Origin of the sequence: Endozoicomonas sp. SCSIO W0465 (genome assembly GCF_023716865.1) — a bacterium.
Taxonomy (GTDB): domain Bacteria; phylum Pseudomonadota; class Gammaproteobacteria; order Pseudomonadales; family Endozoicomonadaceae; genus Endozoicomonas.
Genome location: NZ_CP092417.1, coordinates 5,532,929 through 5,555,310 on the forward strand (window position 1 = coordinate 5,532,929; position 22,382 = coordinate 5,555,310).

Sequence of the window (22,382 nt, forward strand, 5' to 3'; positions counted from 1 at the left end):
CGCCGGGTGGGCAAGAATGCCGATTATTTATTTTTGGCTCTTTTCGTATTGCAGACTGCTGATTTCATAAATCAGGCTGGAATCCTCCTGTGGCAGGGCTTGGCAATATTTAGCCAGCAGTTTCCTGAAGGCATTGTATATCAAGGCCTTTGGCCAATTTTCATTGCAGAGCAGTCTGTAACCCGAAAAGAGCCTTATTTTTTTACAAAGCTCAGAAATGGTTATCGCTCCTGATTCTGATTTAATGGCAGACAGGATATGAGCCTCAATTAAAGCAATATTAACATTTCCAGGCAAAGAAACTTCATTTTGCTCCATCGTACAGTAACTTTGGTGGATGAGTTCAAGATTATCACTAACTGCAGATTTAAAAGATAGATCAGTGATAATGACAAATCGGACTCCTCGAAGAGACCAGTACACATACTCAATCTTTTGTTTTTCCAAGACTCTTTTATCTTGAAGTTCTGAGACAGGTTTCACTGAAACAGCAACAAGATATTCTTGGTTACTCTTATCGAGAAGAGTAACCAAAAAGTCAGTGGTCATATAAATAGCGAAGGGCTTTTCCGTATTATAATCAGTCTGGCTGGGATGCTGAATCTTAAGTTTTTCCGCAATACCAAGGGTTACAGAGCGCTTCAGGGGAAACTGCTCTCTAATTTCGACAACATTTTTGGCTAAATCAAAGAAACGAAGAATTCTATGCTCCGTGTGAGATGCCAGCTGCATATCACGCCCACACGCTTTAATACCAGAAACCCGCTCTTTGAAGTTATTCTTCTTGGCAGATTCGATTTCATTGGTATACAAGCCTGGAATATATTCCAAACCATGCCCTGTGCCACGTTTCTGCTCTTCAAGCCAACGGGTTATTTGCTTCTCACTTCTGGAATAAGGCGAATGCTTTACATTCTTTTTAGGCATAAAAATACGCTACCTGTTGATTACTTATCAGATAGTGTAGTTGATTATTTTTTAGCCGTTTACCAACTTAATGCTCGTATTTACCAACTAATTGCTCGTATTTACCGACTTAATGCACTATTTACCGACTTAATTGCCTATCTCACAATTAGCTTCCAACTTTTGTAACTATTCAGCACTGAGCAAAGGCATATTACAGTAATTCCGAACAGCTCTATGAAGTGATTGATATATGTCCATTCCCTGTTTTCTGGCAGACGACAAATAGCTGCGAATCCGTGCAAACATAGAACCACCGTCTGCACTCCTGAAGCAGCCTGAGATTTTCTGCTTTAACTTGGCCATTCGAACATCCCGCTCACTGCCATTGTTATCGAAGGGAATGGTAAAATCTGACATGAAGCGCAGTGTCTCAGCCTTGAACTCAGTGAGTCGTTTGAAGAGATTGTAAGCTTTAGTATTCTTGACTTTCTTGCGCTTAAGCTCCTCTCGTTGCTTCTCCATATAGACGACTTCTTTCATTAGAGCCCGCTGAAGCAACCGGTCATAAATCTTCTCGATTCGTTCACAGACAACACTTGGCATCTGTAGCATACCTATGGTCTTAAAGCCCTTGCAGTAATGCCAGGAAAGCCTCAGTAGCTTCATCAATCGCAACGCCAGTTGATTGCTGTCCCTATCAACAACACCCAAAAGCTCCCTCAGGTGATGGGCATTGCAAAGTACGTGAGTTGCCGCATATGCAAAATAGGATTTCCAATGATCATGAACCAGAACGCCTGCAAATGTTAGCAGTATGCCCATCGTGTCCATGGCCTCACGACCTCGCTTTTCAGACAAGTAGTAGAGCGTCCATTGTTCATCCCGCATAACGTGTAGCCAGTGCAAAGAGCCCTCGGCCCGCATACCCGTTTCATCGGCTCCGGCAACAGACGATTCCCGCAAGGCGTCACGAATAACCTCTTCAGTAGAAGCCAGATTTTCATAGGTTCTGGCCACAAAATTGGCGACAGTGCCTGCACTTACACTCATTTTATAGAGAGTATTAAAATACTCTGACACGCGCTTAAAAGGCAGGAAATGGTATTGGTTAAGATAGACGGCCATAGCCTGTGTGGCTGAGCCATATTGTGCGGCAGCGGTAACACCTTCCGGGAATTCAGCCTGATTCCGACAACCACAAGTGCAGATTTTTACTTCAGCTCTATGGGCCGTTACTTCAAATTCACCCGGTCTCCCTGGTTCAAACACCTGTCGTTCAATATATTTGACCGGCTCACTATCAAGAAGAGACGCCTGACATTTATTGCATTCTTTAACCGGAAGGTACTCAATATAGTCAGGGATATCGACCTGTTTAAGACAAGTGCCCTGATGCCCTTTCTTTCCACCGGCTTTATTACCAGAAGACTGTCTCAGACTTTTAGGATTGGGTTTTTCATCCGATGGATCGGTACCTTTATCTGCGGAAAGGTCGTCAGAATGATCTGGAGAATTACTGTTTTTACAAGGTTTTTGATAACCATCAGACGATGGCGGCTTGCTGCTGTTTTGACTGTTCTTGCCAACCTTTTCTTCCAATTCTCGACATCGCTCTTCCAGACAGGCAACTCTCATCCGCAGCTCTGCATTCTCTTTCAAGAGAATCTCAGCCGACATAGTTGCGGGTAGTTCTGGAATCATGCTGGCGAATATTGTGGAAAAATGGTGCTTAAGAGGATGGTATAAAAATCAGAAAATTCCAGATTTATGTGGGGGTGCTGAACAGTTACCAACTTTTTATAGAGCAAGCCAAGCACATCCCATTTATGCATTGTCCATTGTGGTGAAAGTAGATATTGCCTTTCTCCAGAGCCTGTCAATCGATGAAACAATAATCCCTCTGGTGCTCGTGAAATCATTGTTGCCAGTACATCCGTATAGGACTCCATCGATAATTCACGAACCAGCCCTTTACGCCACTGCCGAGCCATTTGAGTGCCTTTCACGATATGAAGAGGATGAATTTTAATGGCATCCACACCTAAACCAACAACACGGTCAAAACTGACCAGACTGTCTTCAGGCTCTTCCCCCGGAAGACCGACAATCAGGTGAGTACACAGCATTAATCCATAGCGCTTGACCCTTATCACCGCATCTTCATAATCGCTAAAGGTATGACCACGGTTAATGACGTCAAGCGTAGGATCAAAGCTGGATTGAAGGCCAAGCTCCAGCCAAACCTCGTAACCCCGTTCCTGATACTCCGACAACAGTTTTAACACCGGATCTGGTACACAGTCAGGCCGGGTACCAACGGCAAGCCCTATTACACCGGGCTGAGCCAGAGCCTCATCATAATAGCGCTTGAGATCTTCCAAAGCGCCATAGGTATTACTGTAAGACTGAAAATAAGCGATAAACTTCCTGGCACCCGTTCGGGAACCAACCCTCTCCTGAGCCTGTCGAATCTGCTCAGAAATTTCTCCTGCTTTGGTACTGCCGGGACTGAAAGAGGCATTATTACAAAACGTACAACCACCAATACCTTTGGTGCCGTCACGGTTTGGGCAGGTAAACGAAGCATTCACCGAAACTTTGTGTACTTTCTCTCGGTACTTCTGCCGAAGGTAACGGCCAAAAGTATTCACGAAGCGGGTCATGTCCATAGCGAGTTATTTCGTCATCAAAAATCTCAACATAATACCGATAGACTTTGGCTTAGCCTATAGGGAGTTTAACGCATGACCTAATGGCCAATGCTTAGGTTTCAAAGCAGGAAATAAATCAGAGTATGCAGTGAGTAAACGGGGAAGGACTTCCATGATTACCCCATGACCTTCTGTATAGACAAAAGCCATTCCAGTCAGAATACAGCTATCCCTGAAAAACTAACCTGAATTCTTTTTCATTCTTTCCAGAGCTTCCTGAACGACTGCACGAGCCTCACTCTGGCAGGCCAGCATTGCGTCAGGGTCATCGGGAGCCACACGCCATTCAATAATCCTTTTTGCCAGCTTCCTGGCCATCACACCGACAAGATCATCCAGATAAGCTTCATCAAACATAGCCAAAGGCGTAAATCTTAAATGAACTAACAACTGTTCAGATTTATCAGGTTCTTTCATATGTATGGCAAAATCGCCGGCGTCAGACGTGCTTTGACTGATCGTTAACGTAAAATGCTCACCGCTCATAGTATTCTCCCGGCTGTACTAGTTTCAGTTGTCGGCGGTGATACAGATGGCTTTATGATCTTCAGACCAGCTGTCGGCTGATTAAACCGGGCAACACTCCCAAACAAAAAACCAAACCTTCTAAGTAGTTGATAATTTGCTTTCGGATAAATTGACTGAACGATTATTTAGTATTTGCAAACGAAATCATATGACTCTCTCCAAATGAAGCGAACACTCGTTCAACTTCCTTTTCAAATTCCGTGAAACTCTTGATTGACAATAGATTGAGCCATTCATACTTTACTTTCCTCCACAGGATCTCAATCAGATTGAGTTCAGGTGAATATGTTGGAAGAAAGCAGATCAGTAACTTTTTCTCAAGAGTCCAGTCAGCGATTCTGTCACGAAACTTTTTGCTGGTATGAATACTGGCATTGTCCACCATAACTACGGTGTAGCGGTCATTTGAACTGTATTTTTCATCCTCCATTTTCTCTGCGAAGTCGTCAAAGGCTGCAATCACTGTATCACTATTCACAGAGCCCACAACAGGGTAATGAAACAGCTCACAGCTCCGATTCATAAAGCCCAGCACGTTGATGCGCTTACTTTTGACTGATGGAATTCTGAGCTGCTTTCCTTTTTCCTGCCAGCCATATGGCACACAAGGTTCTTGAGTAAATCCGGACTCATCAAAATAAAACAAGTTTATTAACCCTTTGCGCTCAGCTTCCTGGGCGTCTTTCAGTGCAGTTTTACAACGCTGGAAATGCTCTTCGTCCCGTTTATGTTTGCACGATTTACGGAGTCTTTTGTAAACCAGTCCTAACTTTTTTACGATGTTGGCCAGAGTAAGTTTTGATGAGGATTTACCGGTCACGGCAAAAACATGATCGTAACTATTCAGCACTGAGCAAAGGCATATTACAGTAATTCCGAACAGCTCTATGAAGTGATTGATATATGTCCATTCCCTGTTTTCTGGCAGACGACAAATAGCTGCGAATCCGTGCAAACATAGAACCACCGTCTGCACTCCTGAAGCAGCCTGAGATTTTCTGCTTTAACTTGGCCATTCGAACATCCCGCTCACTGCCATTGTTATCGAAGGGAATGGTAAAATCTGACATGAAGCGCAGTGTCTCAGCCTTGAACTCAGTGAGTCGTTTGAAGAGATTGTAAGCTTTAGTATTCTTGACTTTCTTGCGCTTAAGCTCCTCTCGTTGCTTCTCCATATAGACGACTTCTTTCATTAGAGCCCGCTGAAGCAACCGGTCATAAATCTTCTCGATTCGTTCACAGACAACACTTGGCATCTGTAGCATACCTATGGTCTTAAAGCCCTTGCAGTAATGCCAGGAAAGCCTCAGTAGCTTCATCAATCGCAACGCCAGTTGATTGCTGTCCCTATCAACAACACCCAAAAGCTCCCTCAGGTGATGGGCATTGCAAAGTACGTGAGTTGCCGCATATGCAAAATAGGATTTCCAATGATCATGAACCAGAACGCCTGCAAATGTTAGCAGTATGCCCATCGTGTCCATGGCCTCACGACCTCGCTTTTCAGACAAGTAGTAGAGCGTCCATTGTTCATCCCGCATAACGTGTAGCCAGTGCAAAGAGCCCTCGGCCCGCATACCCGTTTCATCGGCTCCGGCAACAGACGATTCCCGCAAGGCGTCACGAATAACCTCTTCAGTAGAAGCCAGATTTTCATAGGTTCTGGCCACAAAATTGGCGACAGTGCCTGCACTTACACTCATTTTATAGAGAGTATTAAAATACTCTGACACGCGCTTAAAAGGCAGGAAATGGTATTGGTTAAGATAGACGGCCATAGCCTGTGTGGCTGAGCCATATTGTGCGGCAGCGGTAACACCTTCCGGGAATTCAGCCTGATTCCGACAACCACAAGTGCAGATTTTTACTTCAGCTCTATGGGCCGTTACTTCAAATTCACCCGGTCTCCCTGGTTCAAACACCTGTCGTTCAATATATTTGACCGGCTCACTATCAAGAAGAGACGCCTGACATTTATTGCATTCTTTAACCGGAAGGTACTCAATATAGTCAGGGATATCGACCTGTTTAAGACAAGTGCCCTGATGCCCTTTCTTTCCACCGGCTTTATTACCAGAAGACTGTCTCAGACTTTTAGGATTGGGTTTTTCATCCGATGGATCGGTACCTTTATCTGCGGAAAGGTCGTCAGAATGATCTGGAGAATTACTGTTTTTACAAGGTTTTTGATAACCATCAGACGATGGCGGCTTGCTGCTGTTTTGACTGTTCTTGCCAACCTTTTCTTCCAATTCTCGACATCGCTCTTCCAGACAGGCAACTCTCATCCGCAGCTCTGCATTCTCTTTCAAGAGAATCTCAGCCGACATAGTTGCGGGTAGTTCTGGAATCATGCTGGCGAATATTGTGGAAAAATGGTGCTTAAGAGGATGGTATAAAAATCAGAAAATTCCAGATTTATGTGGGGGTGCTGAACAGTTACACATGATCATATATTGATCAGCCCAAGCACGTTCATCATATACTCTTCGTCCCAACCACATTTGTGACGTTTGTTTTTGATGCCTGCTTTTTCGGATGTATCCAGCTTTAGAAGATTGAGTGTTATCTGTCGTGCAACTGCAAGATTTTCTGCTGCATAACCTTCTCGTGATCTGCAACGATCTTCATCAAAAGCAACGTCTAGAACCCAATGTAGCTGGTTTTCAATCAACCAGTGTTTCCTTGTCGCCTCAAGTACCTCTCCTGCTGACAACTTGCGGCTCGATATAAAGTAACGGATTAATGTGCTCCCTTTGCCTTTTTTCTGGCTGTCTAACTGGACGGCTGCTATCGTTTTGGCCTGCCAGCCTGACGCGTTGGAACCTTCCGCGATATCGTTGATTACCCAGCATCTACGATGTTCACGACGACCATGAGATTTACCTTCCTGCTCAGCAAACTCAGGGCATGGACCATCTTCCGGATTTTCTTGCCACAGCTGTTCAAAAGCGCGAGTAAGTTCACCATAAAGTTTTTTCTGGTTACCCTTCACAGCAAGCAGATAGTCCGCTTCTTTTTTCAGGATGGCTGTGGCGATTTTCTTCTGGCAGCCCATTGCATCGATGGTGACCAGGCTACCTGCCAACTCAAGCAGTTTGAGCAGTTCAGGAATAGCAGTAATTTCATTAGACTTGGCATCTACCTTATATTGACCAAGGGACAGCCCGGCCTTGGTGCACCAGGCATTAACCATGTGAATGGCATCTTTACCTTTGTTCCAGGCAGAACCGGTGTTTGTCAACATAGTTGTCGCCTCAACTTAAGCGGCTTTGCTTAGTTGATCATCAGCAGGTCTGTCGGGATTCAACCAGACTTCATCAGCCAGATCCCAGTTCCTTGTTGACCTCTTTCCCCAGCGCTCTGGGTGACGTTCTTTGGCTTGTTCATAAACCTTTCTGCGGTTAGCCATAAGCACCTTGGTTTCACCACGATGCCTTTGCCCGGGTGTCAGAAATTTCAGCCCACTGTGCTTGTGCTCTTCGTTGTACCATTGGGCAAAACCATGCACCCAGCTACGTGCTGCTTCAAGATCAGCAAATGGCGTGCGCGGATAACCAGGGCGGTATTTCAGGGTTCTGAATATGGCCTCGGAAAAGGGGTTATCATCACTGACCCGGGGACGACTGAATGAGCTCACGACCCCAAGACGCTGCAGTGTTGACAGCATAGTGCCACCCTTCATGGGACTACCATTATCTGAGTGCAGAACCAGTGGCCACTCCAAGGCTGCAATTCCCTGTTTGATACAGGCTTTAGTGATCATTTCTGATGCATGCTCAGCTGATTCGGTTTCATGAATTTCCCATGTAACAATCATACGACTAAAGATGTCTATCACCAGGTACAGGTAATAAAACTGCCCCCGTATCGGAGAGCGCAGATAGGTAATATCCCAGGACCAGACCTGGTTGGGTCCGGTAGCACACCAGGACGTTGGCTTATACCTGTTTGGCTTGGCAGCACTGCCCCGATGATGCTGTTGCCCTGTTTCCTCCAACACCCGGTAAAATGTCCTTTCAGACCCCATATAGAGACCTTCATCTAACAATGTGGGCACAATCTGGCTGGGCGGAAGGCTTTTGAACCGCTCGCTGTTACAGACGTCAACAATCGCCTGTCGCTCAGCTTCAGAAAACTTGTTAACCGGTTCTGGCCTGTCAGCATTTTTGCGATTATCTGCGCGCACGTCATCACCCTGCATCCAGCGTTGTACAGTTCTTTCTGTAAGACCAAGGGCTTTGCAGGCTTTTGACTGACGAGCCCCATCTTTAACTGCCTGTTTAATCAGGCTAACAGCATTTTGTCGATCCGGGAGAGAGACTAATCGTCCTCTGGCGCCCCCCAGATCTCTTGGGCCTTTTTTGTGAGTACCAGCAAGGCAGCAGTTTCTGCTAACGCCTTGTCCTTGCGATTGAGTTCACGCTCAAGCTTTTTGATGGTTTTCTTATCTTTTTTGTGTTCGTCAGACAGCGCCTTACGCTGTTTTGACTGACTTTCAGGCTGGACAGAAACACTGTTAATAAAGGCAGCCTTCCACTGCTGAATTTGTTCAGCAAACAGACCTTTTTTACGACAGTATTCAGCCATTTCTGCTTCATTTAACGCAGCCGTTTCAATGATTACGGCTAACTTGTTTTCAGTTGTCCATTGATCTGGATTCTTTCCGTCGCCCGGCACAGGCACTCCTTTAGATACTGCTTTCTTTCGCCAAGTGTACAGGGTCACATCAGAGATACCAGTCTCACGTACCAACTGCGAAACTGGCACATTATTGGGTGGCATCATCTTCTGAATGATGGACTCTTTGAACTCTTCTGAATAGCGGGCCATTGATTACTCATAGACCGCCCCCTGTTGAGATTTCTAATTTCAGGAGAGGCGACAACTATGCTGACACAGGGGGGAACCTTTGATGGTTTTTCCATCGATTGCCACGATTCTGCTATCAGAAAGTTGCAAACCTGAAAGCACATCCCGGATCCATTGGATAAAGATCTGGCGAAACTCATCAGGATCGATCGCGGCAAAGACTCGATTAAATGTGATAGCGACAGGAATTCCACCGGGCAAAGTCAGATGCTGTCGGAACCAGCGTTCTTTGGTTTTGGCAAACAGTCTTATGGCGTTCCAGTCATCGGCACCACAAAGGATGGCGCAAACAGAGATGAACATAATCTCCGCCAAAATGTGAGTAGTTTTCTTTGGGTCACGAGGATCGGTGAGTGTACTGAATTTTGAGAATAAGGCTTTTGAAGGCATAGGCTGATAGAAAATGAGTATTTTGTCCTTTTTTAGCCTGTTTGTCTGTTCAAATAATGCTCATGTTTTTGCCGTGTGATACACCTCAGAGGGCCGTAGTGCTTGGCGTATTTCAAAGTTAATACAACAGCTTCATCAGTGATATTGACATACTTCATAGGTTGGGGACGTTTTAGTTCAAGACCCACTTATAATAGATTAAGGATCTCTTTCTTTGTCTGTCTGATAGTACGATCAAAATATCCATAAGCAAACTTTTAACTACTTATCTTTTTTATAATCTCTATTCATAATCTACAATGAGCAGTATTAGGATTAAAGCATTAGCGAACAATGCCGCCAGAGAAGGCGACATTTTCTTAATTTACAAAATTCCAGCTTGTGCTGGGCATTGGAGAGCCTGACCATGTCACTCATTACTAACAAGGATGTCGAGAACCTACCTTCTAATAACTCAGGGCAGGTAGGGAATGTCAAACCGGTAGACCGTATTGATCCGATGCAGTCTCAGGAGTTTTCAAGCCTTGTACAAAACAAGGAGAAAAATAAGCTTGCTGAAGCCGCTGCGGAAGACGGAGAGATTACTCCCGAACAGCTTCAAAGACAGATTCGCGAAAACCTGTTTAAAAACGGCTTTAATAAAGCCCTTGAAAAAGCTAAAGAAATAGCTAAAGAGCTAAGACAGGGATAAAACGGGTTTGTTGCCGTTTTTTGACAAATGCATTAAAAATTTTTAGTTAACAGCTACTTAATTCAATTAAGTATTCGCAAGATAACAACAGTATGTTAATGATATGAATGGTCCCTGCAGGTACCTTAAGTCCTGCAGGTGGTATTGTGCAGTACAGGGATGTGACCAGCATGTCAACTCAGTTCTCCAACGTTTTACCCCTCAGCCCGGGCGGTAAAAATGAGTCCACGAAACTGGCTCTTTTTTCTGAATTAAACCAATTAGTCCATGAAATCATCTGTCCTGAGATTGATGCGCTGTTTTCAGTTTTATCGTCTAACTTAGAATCCCATCTGGAAGAAATCACCAATGATCAGGATATGATGCGCTGGGTCGATATAAAAAACCGTTTGAATAAGTCTGAATCCTTAATTCAAAATAGCTTCATTGAGCATTTGACCAGCACCGACAAAGAACAATCTTCTCAACAAAAAAGTGTCTTAACGCTTGAATTACTGGACAACTCCGAACTTGATCATCAACTGCTATGGCATTCTGCAGCCAATAACTTTGTGAACAGTAAAAACGCTGAGCGTATTTGCCGAATCAAAAGCAGTCTTGAGAACACTTATCCCCAACATGAGGGTACTTATCCAGCTACCCGGGAGCGGGTGTGCGAAAGTTTCTCCAAAGCCCTTGAAAACCTTCAACCTGATCGAGATATTGAACAACAGCTTTTCATCTGGTTTGCCAGACATCTTAACAAAACGGCTGATCAACTCTGGCTAAAGGTTGATCAGCTACTTATTAATAAAGGGCTGGAGCCCAAACATTTATCTCCGGTTAGACGATCGGAAAACAATACAGTCCCCGCCCCAGATCATCATCCCGTATCAGCTCCCCGTTCCATGGATCGAATACAAACAGCCCCTAAGCAGGGCCATTACCCTGACATTGCAAACCCCGAGTTTCTGGATAGCCTTGCCGAGAAGCTGATATCCCGTCTGGAGGATATGCTTGCCGAAGACGAACTCATCCCTGAAGCCAAAGCAAACAGGGTCAAGACTATCGATCTGGCCAATGTCCTCAGCTCACTGCAACTGGAAGTTCTTGAGCAACACGTTTCAATAAGGAACCTCCACAACTCGGTCATAGATGCTCTGGAAGTACAGGGTGTGAACTCAAATCTCTCTCGCCATCATGAAGACCTTATCAATATGGTTGGCTGGTTATTTGAATACATTCTGGATGATCATCACCTGCCTGATGACGTCAAAAAAACCATGGCATTATTGCAGATACCGATTTTAAAACAGGCAATCCTTGATGATGATTTTTTAACCCATAATAAGCACCCGGCCCGACGCTTATTAAACAATTTGACGTCCGCGGGCATCCTGTATTGCCGGGATACTCAACTAAGCAAACATGTGTTGTTACTGATTGAGTATACGGTACGTACCATCATTTCAGACCACAATGAAAACCCTAATATATTTCAGGATTGCCTTGATGGATTTCAATTCAACCTGAATATCATCCTGCAACCAGAGGTTGAGCGTTCGGAAAAACAAAATCACGCTACTGAACCCAGCGAACAACCAGAAGAGATGCAGGTAACAGCATCCTCTGACGACAATACGATTGATTTCCGGTCAGAAAATTTCAAGAAAGAAGATTCCGAACTTGGAGAAGAGATAATTCTTTCCTGCGGACAGTCCGGTCTCAGCCTGAATAATTCACCCTTGTCTGAGCTCAACCCAGAGGCAACCGAAGACTCTCAGGAGCTTGAACTGGTTCCTAATGAACCGAATGATGAAGCTGATGCGCAGGGGCACCACTCCTCATTTGCCCCTGTCATCATTGATGGACTTCACCCAGGTCAGTGGGTTGAGTTTATTGGTGAAGGTGACTCACACCGCCTCTGCTGCAAACTGGCCCGACTGAGCAAGGACAGTCATCGATATATTTTTGTCAATCGTTCGGGGATGCGTATTGCGGAGCGATCTGGAAGCGATCTCAAAAAGGGAATCGAAGACGGTTCCATCCGTGTTATGGCGGATAACCCGGTCTTCGACCGGGCTATCCAGGCTGTCCTGGAGCGATTCAAAAAACGTCTGTAATGCTGCCTGAGGACACTCGCAGATAAAGCAAGAACAGAAGAATGTGAAAATTTTTCAGGCCTGCTGATGGCAATCTGGTAGAAACTTCAGTTATTGGACAGGCTCCTGACGACTAAAGCACTTGAGTTTAAAGGCGAAAAACTAATTTATTAATGATTTGTACAGGACGTTTTATGATCAATCTGGAAAATTTACATCAAATCACCGACGGTGATGAGGTACTTCTGGAAGAGTTGTTATCTACATTTTTCCAGAGTACCCGAGAAGACATCCTTAATTTGAAAGCAGCGGTCAACAATCAGCAAACCGCGCTAATTGTCAACTTTGCCCACCGGATTAAAGGCGGTGCTGCAGTGGTCGGAGCAGAGCATCTGGTAACACTTGCCGGAGACCTGGAGCAATCAGGACAGCAAATGGAGCCTGAGCGTTATGATCCTCTATTTCTTCAACTGCAAGATACGTTTAACCGTATTGAAGCCCTGCATCCTAACCTATGAAAGCGGCTGACTGGTCAAGCTGAACAGGCGGAAACCAACTACAACGGCAAACGCCATAAAGGGCGCCTGAAGAATACCGCCCATTATTTGTAACAGCAGCACACTCTCCTGGTCTATTAATAAATAACGGATGAGGTATTGTGAGGACGTTAGAGCAAGCAAGAGTAAAGTAAAAGGCAAAAACAACAAGGACCATTGCCCCCTTGTCTGGTTAAAACTGGCCTTAATAGCCTCCATTGGCGGCTCTCCTTTCAGGACCACCCGAAACTCCACAAACATCAATTTGTACAGTAGATAAAATCCGGGTATCAGGTAAAGGCTAAAGCCAAGCATGACTATTACCAACACGATCAGGTAACTGATCGCCAACTGGAAGTAGATACCCATCGACTTTATTAAACTGCCATAAAGGCTTAAATTCCCGCCCTGGTCACGACTGGCGATAAAGAAAATCGCTGCTCCCATAGCAAGGGGCTCGATCAACACTGAAATAAACAGATCTGCAAATCCACCACTCATCTCGCTACTGCCGGCAAAAGACTGGTGGAGGTATAATCCGACGATTTCGGACGGGATAGCGGACAATAGAAACAAGCCCGTCAGGCTCACGCCATAAAGGGCGAAAAAATGTAGCGACTGGACAATAGAAAGCATCAAATTTCACCCGATTAATCAACCTACCAGGGAATCACTGCCCCATCATAATTGATGAACTGGCCACTGTTTTTCAACGAAAGTTGCTCAATAACCTTACGAATCCCCCTGATGGATGTCTCTGTATCTATCAGGGCATTGGCGCCCCCCATATCGGTCTGAACCCAACCCGGATGCAATATACCAACGCTAATTCCCTTCTCAGCAAGATCAACGGCGAGACTCTTACCCACAGCATTTAATGCCGCTTTAGCAGATCGATAGATATAACTACCCCCCCTCTGGTTGTCCCCCATACTGCCCATTTTGCTGGACATCATAATAATTTTCTTGTCATGACTCTGGGCTACCTTCCCGACCAACGCCTGAGTCACCATCATTGGGGCCACAGTATCAACTCGCAAAACCTCCATCCACGGGTCAACGGTCACTTGATCATACGACAGACCCGGAGGGCCATAAATCCCGGCATTATTGATCAGGATATCGATGGGTTCTTCAATCACATACTGCAGGTTGTGAATCATCCCTGGCTGAGTAATATCCAGAGGTACCAGTTCAAATTGATAGCCTGCACTGCGTTTAAGCTCAAGCAGTTTCTGTGACTGTTCCGGAGACCGACAACAACCATAAACTTTGGCACCTTCCGCCAGGTATTGACGGCACAGCTCCAGACCAAGCCCTCGGCTCACTCCGGTCACCACAACTATTTTCTGCATACAGACTCCCCGGGATAAACTGGCGGCTTCTGGTAGAAATCAAGCGAAAGCCGCCGATAATTCATCTTACTAGTAAACGAAGAAAAAAACTTACAGAACGCTTTATTATGGCAAACCAGGGATGGGAAAGATGCCTCCAAAAATAACAGGCGACAACCAAACACCCTATATACCAGCACAAAAGGGCCATACCTCCTCTGCCGAGACAAGCACCAGTCATATAGGACGACCAGTCAGTAAAGCCAAGGTAACGCCCCAATCAGACAAAACCGGTAATGCAACCCGTAATCTGGCCGTTGGCAGACGTCAGGTTGAATCTCTATCTCCCGACAATCTGGAAATGATAAAGGTACTTGCAAGGCAAAACCAATGGGGGGGAGTTCGGGCAGCAATAATTTCTTGTACAACTCGGGCTCAATTGGATGAAGCCTTGGCTTCAATAAACCCTCAAGTTAGTACTATGCCGGTTGAGACTCAACAGGCAATAGGGGATCACTTTGGGGAACTCTGGGTAAAGGAGGCAACTCCCATTCTGACTGAAGGGCTCACTGACGGAGCAGAGCATGAAAATCTCGGGAGCCTTGAACTGATTATTCAACGTTCTGATGAGCATGATAGCCCACTGGGCGCAATGATAAGAGTATCGGTCGACAGCTATATTCGGGAACACTCCTTAACAGGGATTAATCGTGCCCAAATGATTAATAACATTACCCGGAAATTTCATGACCAGATCAATCAAATAATGATCAAGCAGGAGGAGTTACTCAATAAAGACCCTGTCTTCACAGAAAAAATATCCCAAGCACGAAATCAACGACGAATCGAACAAAATTATCTTCAGGAAAAAAGCCAAAGCCCTGAAAAAACTTCACCCGCAGCTTGACTTTCTATCCATAACTTTCCATCCATGAGAAGGGGCTTACTCAGCCCCTTCGTACAATCTGATCAAACCAGCAATAAAGCAATGGTTGCCAGGCTGAGAATCAACGTACCACCATAACAGGCCACTTTTACCCCAACCCCCGGGTGAAAGCCCAGATCGTGGGCACCGTGGTAAATACGGTGAATACAGGCCCAGTAAGAAGGCACCAAAGCCACCATCAGTGCCAACTTGCCAATCCAGCTCTCCAGAAAGAACGCTGACATTCGCTCGTAAGAGAGCGCTTCTGCCGGAATAATTTCCAGAGGCACGCCCAGACCAACCACAAAAATAATGGCCGGAAAGAAAAAGGCGATGGTCGTACCACCCGCCCCAAACAGACTCCACAACAGAGGTTCAATATGACGTTTATTACTCATGCTCCCTCTCCTATCCCCGTCAAAGTCCCATGGTGGCCGCAGCCAGAATGATGGCAGAAACCACCGCCAGGCCAACGTACATCAACTTGTTAACCACACTGTCTTTTACCATTTTACGAATCTGCTGTGGCAGAACGCGGGGCGTCATATCGAAATAGGTGACGGCATGGTAAAGGGTCAGGCCCAGGGTAACCACGGTAAACAAAATCATTAGTGGGTTGGCCTGAAAAGCAAGCCAGCTATTCCAGGCAGCTTCACCTCTAACCAGCTGAACCAGGCCGACAAACAGGTTGATGGCATACAGACCATCAACTACGCAGGAGGATTCCCGTACCATGTACTGGCGGTAAAAGGGATGATCCATATACCAGGTGCGCTTCATAGGACGCACATAGGGGCGACGACTCTAGGACTTACGCATTGATGACACCGATAAATTTTGGTAGGAGGTGATCCTTCCCCTTTGCAAAACTCTCAATGAAAGCGCCTATTGTCTCTTTAAACAGCCCCCGTTGGTGCTGATAAATATTCGTAAACTCCTGCTCTATCTGCATTTTCTGGAGATAAACAAAAGCTAAAATTGCAGCAAATATATGGTTTCTGACGGGTCGTTCGCTGCGAACCTGAAAGTGCTCAATATGGCAAACCTGCTTGATCGCCCTGTGAAACTGTTCGATCTGCCAGTGCTGGTCATGGATCTGCTTGAAGTCATTGCGTTCAAAAGGGACTTCCTCTGGCAAGTAAACCACGTAGTGGCGACGCTGGTCTTTTAGCATCGTCCTGAACAACCGGATCTTACCGAAGTCTTTGAGCCATACATCCAGACCATTGTCGGGGATGTCGAGGTGTTGAACCTGCTGCCATTTACCTTTTTCCAGTGATACTGTCCTGTTTTTCTCAACGGCAAACATAAACCCAGTCTGATGGTTTTTAATCGTCTTCAGGTTAGTCGTGCAGCTGTACCAGGAGTCACCGGTAACGAACGCTGGCTTCAGCCCCCATACCAGCACTTCAATCAACATTTCACGGAAGTAGTCGTTTTTTGTCTTGTCTTCCGATTTGTCGTATATCCTGTAATTCACCGGCATATGGCGCCCGGATACGTCGGTGTAATAAAGGGTGATGAGGTTAACTCCCTTAACCACTCGGTGATGTTTACCCGACCAAAAGTGGCCAACCAGTGCCACGGAGTAGCTATAAGGTTTGTCGAGCACGCTGTCATCAACGCTCAGGGTGCCGCCAATAGGGTTTAAACTTTTGACTGCTTCATCGTACATATCTTTGGGCTGATAGTTTTCACGCTTAAGAAAGCGGTTTGCGCTATCGTGAGAAAAGTCGGTAACCTCGGCCAGTCTTGTGCATGTTGATGATTTTGGCTCACTAATCAAAAAGCCAATGTATTTTGCAAGAGTGCATCGTGCAGTGGTCGGTCGAGTGGTAGTTCTCACTTTCATCCCTGAAGACATCTGTTTTTTGGCATTATCAAATTTTAGAGCCTGTTGTCAATGCGTAAGTCCTAGACTCATCACTTGTCTCCTTTACGTGGCATCAGGAAAGAGAGCGCCCAATCCTGGGAACCCTGCAGTTTGTTCTGGTTGATGGCAGCGGCCGGGTCAACATTCTTTGGACAAACCTCAGAACAGTAGCCCACAAATGTACAGGACCAGACACCATTCTTGCCCTGAATCACTTCAGTACGCTGCTCATAGCCATCATCACGGCTGTCCAGGTTATAACGGTGGCCCAGAGCAATCACCGCAGGACCGGTAAACAGTGGGTTCAAGCCCATCTGTGGACACGCGGAGTAGCAGAGCATGCAGTTAATACACATGGAAAACTGCTTATAAAGGCCCATTTGCTGAGGCGTCTGCTTATTCACACCCTCTCGAACCGGCTTCTCCATCGCATTGATGATGTAAGGTTTCACTGACTCCAGCTTCTTGATGAAGTCTTCAGAGTCAATCACCAGATCCTTTTCGATCGGGAAGTTAGCCAGTGGCTCTACCCGAATGGTGTTCGGGTAGAAATCCCGGAGGAAAGTTTCACAGCCAAGCTTTGGTGTACCATTAATGACCATGCCACAGCTGCCACACACCGCCATACGGCAGGACCAGCGGTAAGCCAGGCTGGAATCCAGTTCATCCTTGATATGCTCAAGGGCATCCAGCATGGACCAGGCTTCCACATAAGGAATAGTGAAAGTGCCAAATGTCGGCTTATCATCGGTTTCTGGGTTATAACGCAGAATCTCGATGGTTATGGTTTTATCACTCATGGGGCCTCCTTACTTCCCTTCGCCGTTTTTCTCAGCCGCATTCTTCTCGGCTGCGGCGCCATAGACACGCTCTTCTGGCTGGAAGCGGGTTACATTCACGTCCTCATATTCCAGACGAGGCTTGGCATCACCGTTATAGAAGGTGACGGAGTGTTTCAGGAAGTTGACATCATCACGGGCTTCAAAGCCATCAATACGCTGGTGCGCACCACGGGACTCTTTACGCTCAACACCACCAATGGCCATACACTCAGCAACCATCAGGGAGCTTTGTAGCTCAAAGGCCTGCAGCAGTTCGGTATTGAAGACCTTGCTCTTGTCTTCCACCTTGACGTTTTTGAAACGCTCACGCAGTTCGGAGATCTTGTCCAGACCGGCCTGCATCTCTTCACCCACCCGGTAAATGCCAAAGCTGTCTTCCATGGTTTTCACCATTTCATGACGCAGGTGAGATGCTTTTTCAGTGCCGTTGGCGTTACGCAGACTTTCGATGGCTGCCAGGTGCGCTTTTGCCTGGTCCAGCAATTTGCGTTCGTCAGACATTATATTCTGGCTGGCAAAATCAGCCGCGCTTTCACCGGCAACCTTACCGAAGACCACAGTCTCTGCCAGAGAGTTGGAGCCGAGACGGTTGGCACCGTGCATACCAACGCTGGCACATTCACCGGCAGCGAAAAGACCGGCCAGATCGGTGGCACAGTTGATGTCCGCTCTGACACCACCCATGGTGTAATGAACCGCAGGACGAACCGGAATTGGCTGATGAACCGGATCAACCCCCAGGTAGTTTTTTGCCAGGGAGCAGATCAGTGGCAGACGCTCCATCAGCTTTTGTTCGCCCAGATGACGCAGGTCCAGATGCACCGCATCACCCAGTGGCGTTTCAATGGTGCGGCCTTTACGCTGCTCCTGCCAGAAGGCCTGGGAAAGCTTGTCACGTGGCCCCAGTTCCATGTATTTGTTCTTTGGTTGACCAACCGGAGTCTCTGGCCCCAGACCATAATCCTGCAGGTAACGGTAACCATCCTTGTTCAACAGGATACCGCCTTCACCACGACAACCTTCCGTCATCAATACACCGGAGCCTGGCAGACCGGTTGGGTGGTACTGAACAAATTCCATATCACGCAGCGGTGCACCAGCACGCAGGGCCATGGCATGACCGTCACCGGTCACAATGGCACCGTTGGTGTTGAAACGGAAAATACGACCAGAGCCGCCTGTTGCCAGAACCACTGATTTCGCCAGGAATACTTTTGGCTCGCCAGTTTTCACTTCAATGGCAACAACGCCCTGAGCACGGCCATCTTCCATGATCAGGTCAGTGGCAAAATACTCATCGAAGCGCTCAATGGATGGGTGCTTGGTGGATGTCTGGAACAACGTGTGAAGCATATGGAAGCCGGACTTGTCGGCAGCAAACCAGGTGCGCTCAATTTTCATACCACCAAAAGCACGAACGTTTACGTTACCGTCGTCCTTACGGTTCCATGGGCAACCCCAGTGCTCCAGGCGAATCATCTCTTCGGTGGCGTGGGAAACAAAGTAATCCACAACATCCTGATCGCAGAGCCAGTCGCCACCGGCAACCGTGTCAACAAAGTGGTTTTCCAGAGAGTCATGATCCTGAATGACACCGGCTGAACCGCCTTCTGCTGCCACCGTATGACTCCGCATAGGGTAGACTTTGGAAATCAATGCTACTTTGAGCTCAGGATTTTTTTCGGCAACGGCAATCGCAGCCCGAAGACCGGCACCTCCGGCACCGACAATGGCTACATCAGCCTTTATGACCTGCATACGCAAACCTCTACCACTGTTCACCACCATCTCCGGGAAGAGTCCCAAACAGAGACAGCCAGCGAACTGGCTAAATTGAATAATTAAAGAAGGGTTAAAAATCTAGAACCGAAGTTTATATAACCAAAAAAATTAAAGCCATTGACTTAGAACAAAGATTAATCAGATTTTCGGAAAAAACATATTTTTAATATGAACAAACAGCATTAACCACTATAAACGACAGTTTAAATTTTAATGTATGCAGATCTATTGTTTAATTAACCAAAGGTTCACTTTTCATTCTCAACTTACGCAAAAAAACCTATAGCCTGGAAATAAACTGGGACAGAATGATAATACAGCCAAACACAAAACAGCTTGACATCAACATGGTTCCCCCTGGTGCCCGAAACGGGTTTTCATAGGCCGGATCTTTTCTTAGTACGTAGACCATGGCCGTAGGCAGAAGGATACCCAGAATGACCAGAGCAATCGCAGCATACCCTAAAGCCGGGACAAAACCATCCGGAAACATAATGGCAATAACAGCAGGCGGGATGAATGTCACCAACGCGGTTTGCAGCCGGTGGATTCGGGTATCCTCCCTTTGTAGTAAGCTGGCAAGATAATCAAACAGCCCAAGCGCAACGCCTAACACTGAAGTCAACAAAGCCAGATCAGAAAATAGATAAAGGATAGTGTGTACATCGTTATCACCGCTCAATGCTGAAATTAAATGAGCCGTTGCCCCTGATGACTGGCTGATTCTCAGTAATAAACCTTCCGGTAATACCCCCAGCACCGCCATCAGCCAGAATGTATAAATCGTCAGCGGAATCAAGGTCGCTAAAAGAAAAACAAACGGGATATGCTTCAGCTGCTTCTTTTGATAAATGATAATACTGGGAATGCCACCATGATAACCAAACGATGTAAATATGACCGGCAGCGCAGCCAGAACCGATAAACATTCAACCTTTGCCGTATGAACCATACTCTCATAACGCACCGAAGGTGCCAGTGAAATCAGGGCAAAAATGAAAGTAACGATCATCAGGGTGAAAAAGATACGGTTAACAAGATCCACGGCCCGGGTACTGTAATAAACAAAGGCACCAGCAACCAGAGCAAAGAAAATCACACACAGTTGGGCTGAGGCTCCGGGAAGCACTAATTGAACGTATTGCGCCAGTAAAGATCCTCCCCCGGAAAAATACGCTGACATCAATGCGTAAAATAGCCCAAGAGGCGCAATTGCAGACAAAACCTTCCCTATCCGCCCTAATGTTCTGCTGGCCATGGTATACAAATTACAGCCAGGGTTGGCTAAGTTACCGTTCTTAAGGTAGACATTAAGCCCCACCCACCGCACAAAGGCCTAATCTTGTACGCCCTGAACAACCATCCCGTGCAGGGTGTTCTCGTTTCGCATTATTTCCCCAGAAGTCCAGTAGCTTTTTAATGCATGAGACCAATGACTTTCCTGCATTCATCAACGATGAAATCACATTACCAAACAGGTGAGTCCCACTTTTCATCACCTTGTGCGTCGAGATTTCCTCAATGCTCCCACTTTCACAGAGGTTCGCCTGTGCAGCATGGGCAAGGTACCTTTTCAACGTCACAACCACAAAGGACATCAGAATCAGGCTAAACACCAGTGTCGCTGATTTGGTGTTAAAACGATGCCACCCTGAATAGGATTTGATCTCTTTGAAAATCAGCTCTATCTGCCACCGTAGACGATAGGCCTGGAGCACATCACTCAAGGTGAACTCCACCCGGTTCAGGTTGGTCACAACGAAAACCCACTTCTGTTTTTTGTCATTCCAGCGGACAACCAAGCGGAATGGCCAGGCTTTGAATCCCGGCCATTCTACATCCAGGTCGAGGCACTGGTCTTTGGGGAAGCCAGACAGTACATCCTTCAGTTTTTGTCCTTTGTAGCGATTGAGATTCTTGCCATCCTCCCGTACCGCGCTGAGTATCGTCGGGTTGATACTCTGAGGTGCCTTGCAGATAAAAGAACCCTCCCTGTCATCAATAGCGGCAAAGAGTTCCAGCTCAAAATAACCGGCATCCATTAGCATCAGGATATAGGCCATGGATGTTGGCAGTGGTGGCAGACAGTCTCTTTCTGAACGGGTATCTTCAGTCAGCTGCACCCGCACCAGGTTGTTGGTGAGAAGATCCATTGTCGTATGAAGCTCGACGGCAGCAGGACTGACCGTTGAGAACCTGCCGGGAAATGCTTCTTTCAGGGCATCATAGACAGCTTGTGACGAACCGTCCTGAATCAGAATGTGCTCAAACTCTGAAAATGGACTGTCTTCATCAAACGCCATGACTTTGCGGGAAAATATTTCCAGACACTGCACCCATAGCCACAGGATAAGAGTAGGCAGCGCGTCCTTTTTAGCTTGATTTGCCCAAGAACGATAAGAGACATTCAGCCCCGTCAACTCGTTAAATTTACGGTGTAGATCCGCCTGGGTATCGCAGTTTCCATCACCAGCGAGGGCATCGATCAGTGAGAGGATAAAATCCAAAGGACGGATATCTCGCTGTCGTATAGTAAAACCAAGCTGTTCCGCCATACTTAGGAGTTCTGACCGGTCGAAACAGGTCAACAGTTTTTTTCAACTAATCTACTATTTGCAGTACTCATCTTGTTCAGCCATTGATAATGGTTTCGAAGCTGGCTCTATTTGATTTCCGAACTGCTCTGCAGTGAAAATTGGATGTGGACCACGCAATGTAAGGCTTGAGGGCAAATTGCCGAGCAAAGCTCTGAGAGCCTTTAATGATAAGTGCTTCAGCCAGGTTCAATCTGGGAACAGTCTGTAATCCAATAAGAGCCTCGAAGCTTTATTGTGGCTGTTCAAGGTGGGTTCTGCCGCCGGAAACGAACCTTTTTTGAGCTTAATGTCTACCCTAAGAGTTACCGTTA

At 46.3% G+C, this 22,382-nt stretch carries 22 protein-coding genes; 4 read left to right on the forward strand and 18 right to left on the reverse strand.

Features of this window, described 5'->3' with window-relative positions:
• Positions 1–27: 27 nt before the first annotated feature.
• The 9 genes from MJO57_RS24680 to MJO57_RS24720 all read right to left on the reverse strand — a co-directional run bounded on the left by MJO57_RS24680 (position 28) and on the right by MJO57_RS24720 (position 9,410).
• Positions 28–927 (reverse strand): TnsA endonuclease N-terminal domain-containing protein, encoded by a 900-nt coding sequence (locus tag MJO57_RS24680; RefSeq protein WP_252019524.1) that lies wholly within the window; start codon positions 925–927, stop codon positions 28–30.
• Between the two features lie 168 nt (positions 928–1,095).
• Entirely contained in the window at positions 1,096–2,610 is a 1,515-nt protein-coding gene (locus MJO57_RS24685) for an IS66 family transposase (RefSeq protein WP_252017330.1), read from the reverse strand.
• Positions 2,607–3,572, reverse strand: a complete 966-nt coding sequence (locus MJO57_RS24690) for a TIGR01212 family radical SAM protein (RefSeq protein ID WP_252019527.1) — start codon at positions 3,570–3,572, stop codon at positions 2,607–2,609. The genes MJO57_RS24685 and MJO57_RS24690 overlap by 4 nt, the downstream gene beginning before the upstream one ends.
• Before the next feature lie 228 nt (positions 3,573–3,800).
• The gene (locus tag MJO57_RS24695; RefSeq protein ID WP_252019530.1) at positions 3,801–4,106 is read right to left on the reverse strand and encodes a hypothetical protein; all 306 of its coding nucleotides are present in this window, start codon (positions 4,104–4,106) and stop codon (positions 3,801–3,803) included.
• Positions 4,107–4,269: 163 nt separating this feature from the next.
• On the reverse strand, positions 4,270–4,998 hold the full coding sequence (locus MJO57_RS24700; protein WP_252019532.1) for an IS630 family transposase: 729 nt from the start codon (positions 4,996–4,998) through the stop codon (positions 4,270–4,272).
• Entirely contained in the window at positions 4,988–6,502 is a 1,515-nt protein-coding gene (locus MJO57_RS24705) for an IS66 family transposase (RefSeq protein WP_252017330.1), read from the reverse strand. Before MJO57_RS24705 ends, MJO57_RS24700 begins: the two co-directional genes overlap by 11 nt.
• Before the next feature lie 95 nt (positions 6,503–6,597).
• On the reverse strand, positions 6,598–7,395 hold the full coding sequence (locus MJO57_RS24710; RefSeq protein ID WP_252019535.1) for an ISAs1 family transposase: 798 nt from the start codon (positions 7,393–7,395) through the stop codon (positions 6,598–6,600).
• Positions 7,396–7,410: 15 nt separating this feature from the next.
• Positions 7,411–8,981 (reverse strand): IS3 family transposase gene (locus MJO57_RS24715; protein ID WP_252017319.1). Its coding sequence is split into 2 segments (ribosomal slippage): positions 7,411–8,507 and positions 8,507–8,981, totalling 1,572 coding nucleotides; the frame shifts between segments, so codons are not numbered across the junction.
• A 39-nt stretch (positions 8,982–9,020) separates the two neighbouring features.
• Positions 9,021–9,410: an ISAs1 family transposase gene (locus tag MJO57_RS24720; RefSeq protein ID WP_252019538.1), complete on the reverse strand. Its 390-nt coding sequence runs from the start codon at positions 9,408–9,410 to the stop codon at positions 9,021–9,023.
• Between the two features lie 406 nt (positions 9,411–9,816).
• Here MJO57_RS24720 and MJO57_RS24725 point away from each other — a divergent pair, with 406 nt between their 5' ends.
• The 3 genes from MJO57_RS24725 to MJO57_RS24735 all read left to right on the forward strand — a co-directional run bounded on the left by MJO57_RS24725 (position 9,817) and on the right by MJO57_RS24735 (position 12,700).
• Complete coding sequence (locus MJO57_RS24725; protein WP_252019541.1) at positions 9,817–10,101, forward strand: hypothetical protein; 285 nt, start codon at positions 9,817–9,819, stop codon at positions 10,099–10,101.
• Positions 10,102–10,271: 170 nt separating this feature from the next.
• On the forward strand, positions 10,272–12,203 hold the full coding sequence (locus MJO57_RS24730) for a DUF1631 family protein (RefSeq protein ID WP_252019544.1): 1,932 nt from the start codon (positions 10,272–10,274) through the stop codon (positions 12,201–12,203).
• A gap of 173 nt (positions 12,204–12,376) precedes the next feature.
• Positions 12,377–12,700, forward strand: coding sequence for an Hpt domain-containing protein (locus MJO57_RS24735; RefSeq protein ID WP_252019546.1), 324 nt, complete (start codon positions 12,377–12,379; stop codon positions 12,698–12,700).
• Here MJO57_RS24735 and MJO57_RS24740 read toward each other — a convergent pair.
• On the reverse strand, positions 12,695–13,354 hold the full coding sequence (locus MJO57_RS24740; protein WP_252019548.1) for a hypothetical protein: 660 nt from the start codon (positions 13,352–13,354) through the stop codon (positions 12,695–12,697). The two genes, MJO57_RS24735 and MJO57_RS24740, sit on opposite strands and share 6 nt — an antisense overlap.
• 23 nt (positions 13,355–13,377) lie before the next feature.
• Positions 13,378–14,073 (reverse strand): SDR family oxidoreductase, encoded by a 696-nt coding sequence (locus tag MJO57_RS24745; protein WP_252019551.1) that lies wholly within the window; start codon positions 14,071–14,073, stop codon positions 13,378–13,380.
• A 130-nt stretch (positions 14,074–14,203) separates the two neighbouring features.
• On the opposite strand from MJO57_RS24745, the gene MJO57_RS24750 reads away from it, so the two are divergent.
• Complete coding sequence (locus tag MJO57_RS24750) at positions 14,204–14,959, forward strand: hypothetical protein (RefSeq protein ID WP_252019553.1); 756 nt, start codon at positions 14,204–14,206, stop codon at positions 14,957–14,959.
• Between the two features lie 62 nt (positions 14,960–15,021).
• Here the strand turns inward: MJO57_RS24750 and frdD are convergent, their stop codons facing one another.
• From frdD to MJO57_RS24785, 7 genes are all read right to left on the reverse strand, one after another.
• Positions 15,022–15,375: a fumarate reductase subunit FrdD gene (gene frdD / locus MJO57_RS24755; RefSeq protein WP_252019556.1), complete on the reverse strand. Its 354-nt coding sequence runs from the start codon at positions 15,373–15,375 to the stop codon at positions 15,022–15,024.
• A gap of 19 nt (positions 15,376–15,394) precedes the next feature.
• The gene (locus MJO57_RS24760) at positions 15,395–15,766 is read right to left on the reverse strand and encodes a hypothetical protein (protein WP_256492228.1); all 372 of its coding nucleotides are present in this window, start codon (positions 15,764–15,766) and stop codon (positions 15,395–15,397) included.
• 22 nt (positions 15,767–15,788) lie between these two features.
• Positions 15,789–16,823 carry a transposase gene (locus MJO57_RS24765; protein ID WP_252026884.1) on the reverse strand — a complete coding sequence of 345 codons (1,035 nt, stop codon included), beginning with the start codon at positions 16,821–16,823 and terminating at the stop codon, positions 15,789–15,791.
• Between the two features lie 77 nt (positions 16,824–16,900).
• Positions 16,901–17,650, reverse strand: coding sequence for a succinate dehydrogenase/fumarate reductase iron-sulfur subunit (locus MJO57_RS24770; RefSeq protein ID WP_252019561.1), 750 nt, complete (start codon positions 17,648–17,650; stop codon positions 16,901–16,903).
• Between the two features lie 9 nt (positions 17,651–17,659).
• On the reverse strand, positions 17,660–19,450 hold the full coding sequence (frdA, locus tag MJO57_RS24775; protein ID WP_252019563.1) for a fumarate reductase (quinol) flavoprotein subunit: 1,791 nt from the start codon (positions 19,448–19,450) through the stop codon (positions 17,660–17,662).
• Positions 19,451–19,754: 304 nt separating this feature from the next.
• Entirely contained in the window at positions 19,755–20,804 is a 1,050-nt protein-coding gene (locus MJO57_RS24780; RefSeq protein WP_371924686.1) for an aromatic amino acid transport family protein, read from the reverse strand.
• Positions 20,785–22,062 carry an IS4 family transposase gene (locus MJO57_RS24785; RefSeq protein ID WP_256491693.1) on the reverse strand — a complete coding sequence of 426 codons (1,278 nt, stop codon included), beginning with the start codon at positions 22,060–22,062 and terminating at the stop codon, positions 20,785–20,787. Before MJO57_RS24785 ends, MJO57_RS24780 begins: the two co-directional genes overlap by 20 nt.
• Between the last annotated feature and the right edge of the window lie 320 nt (positions 22,063–22,382).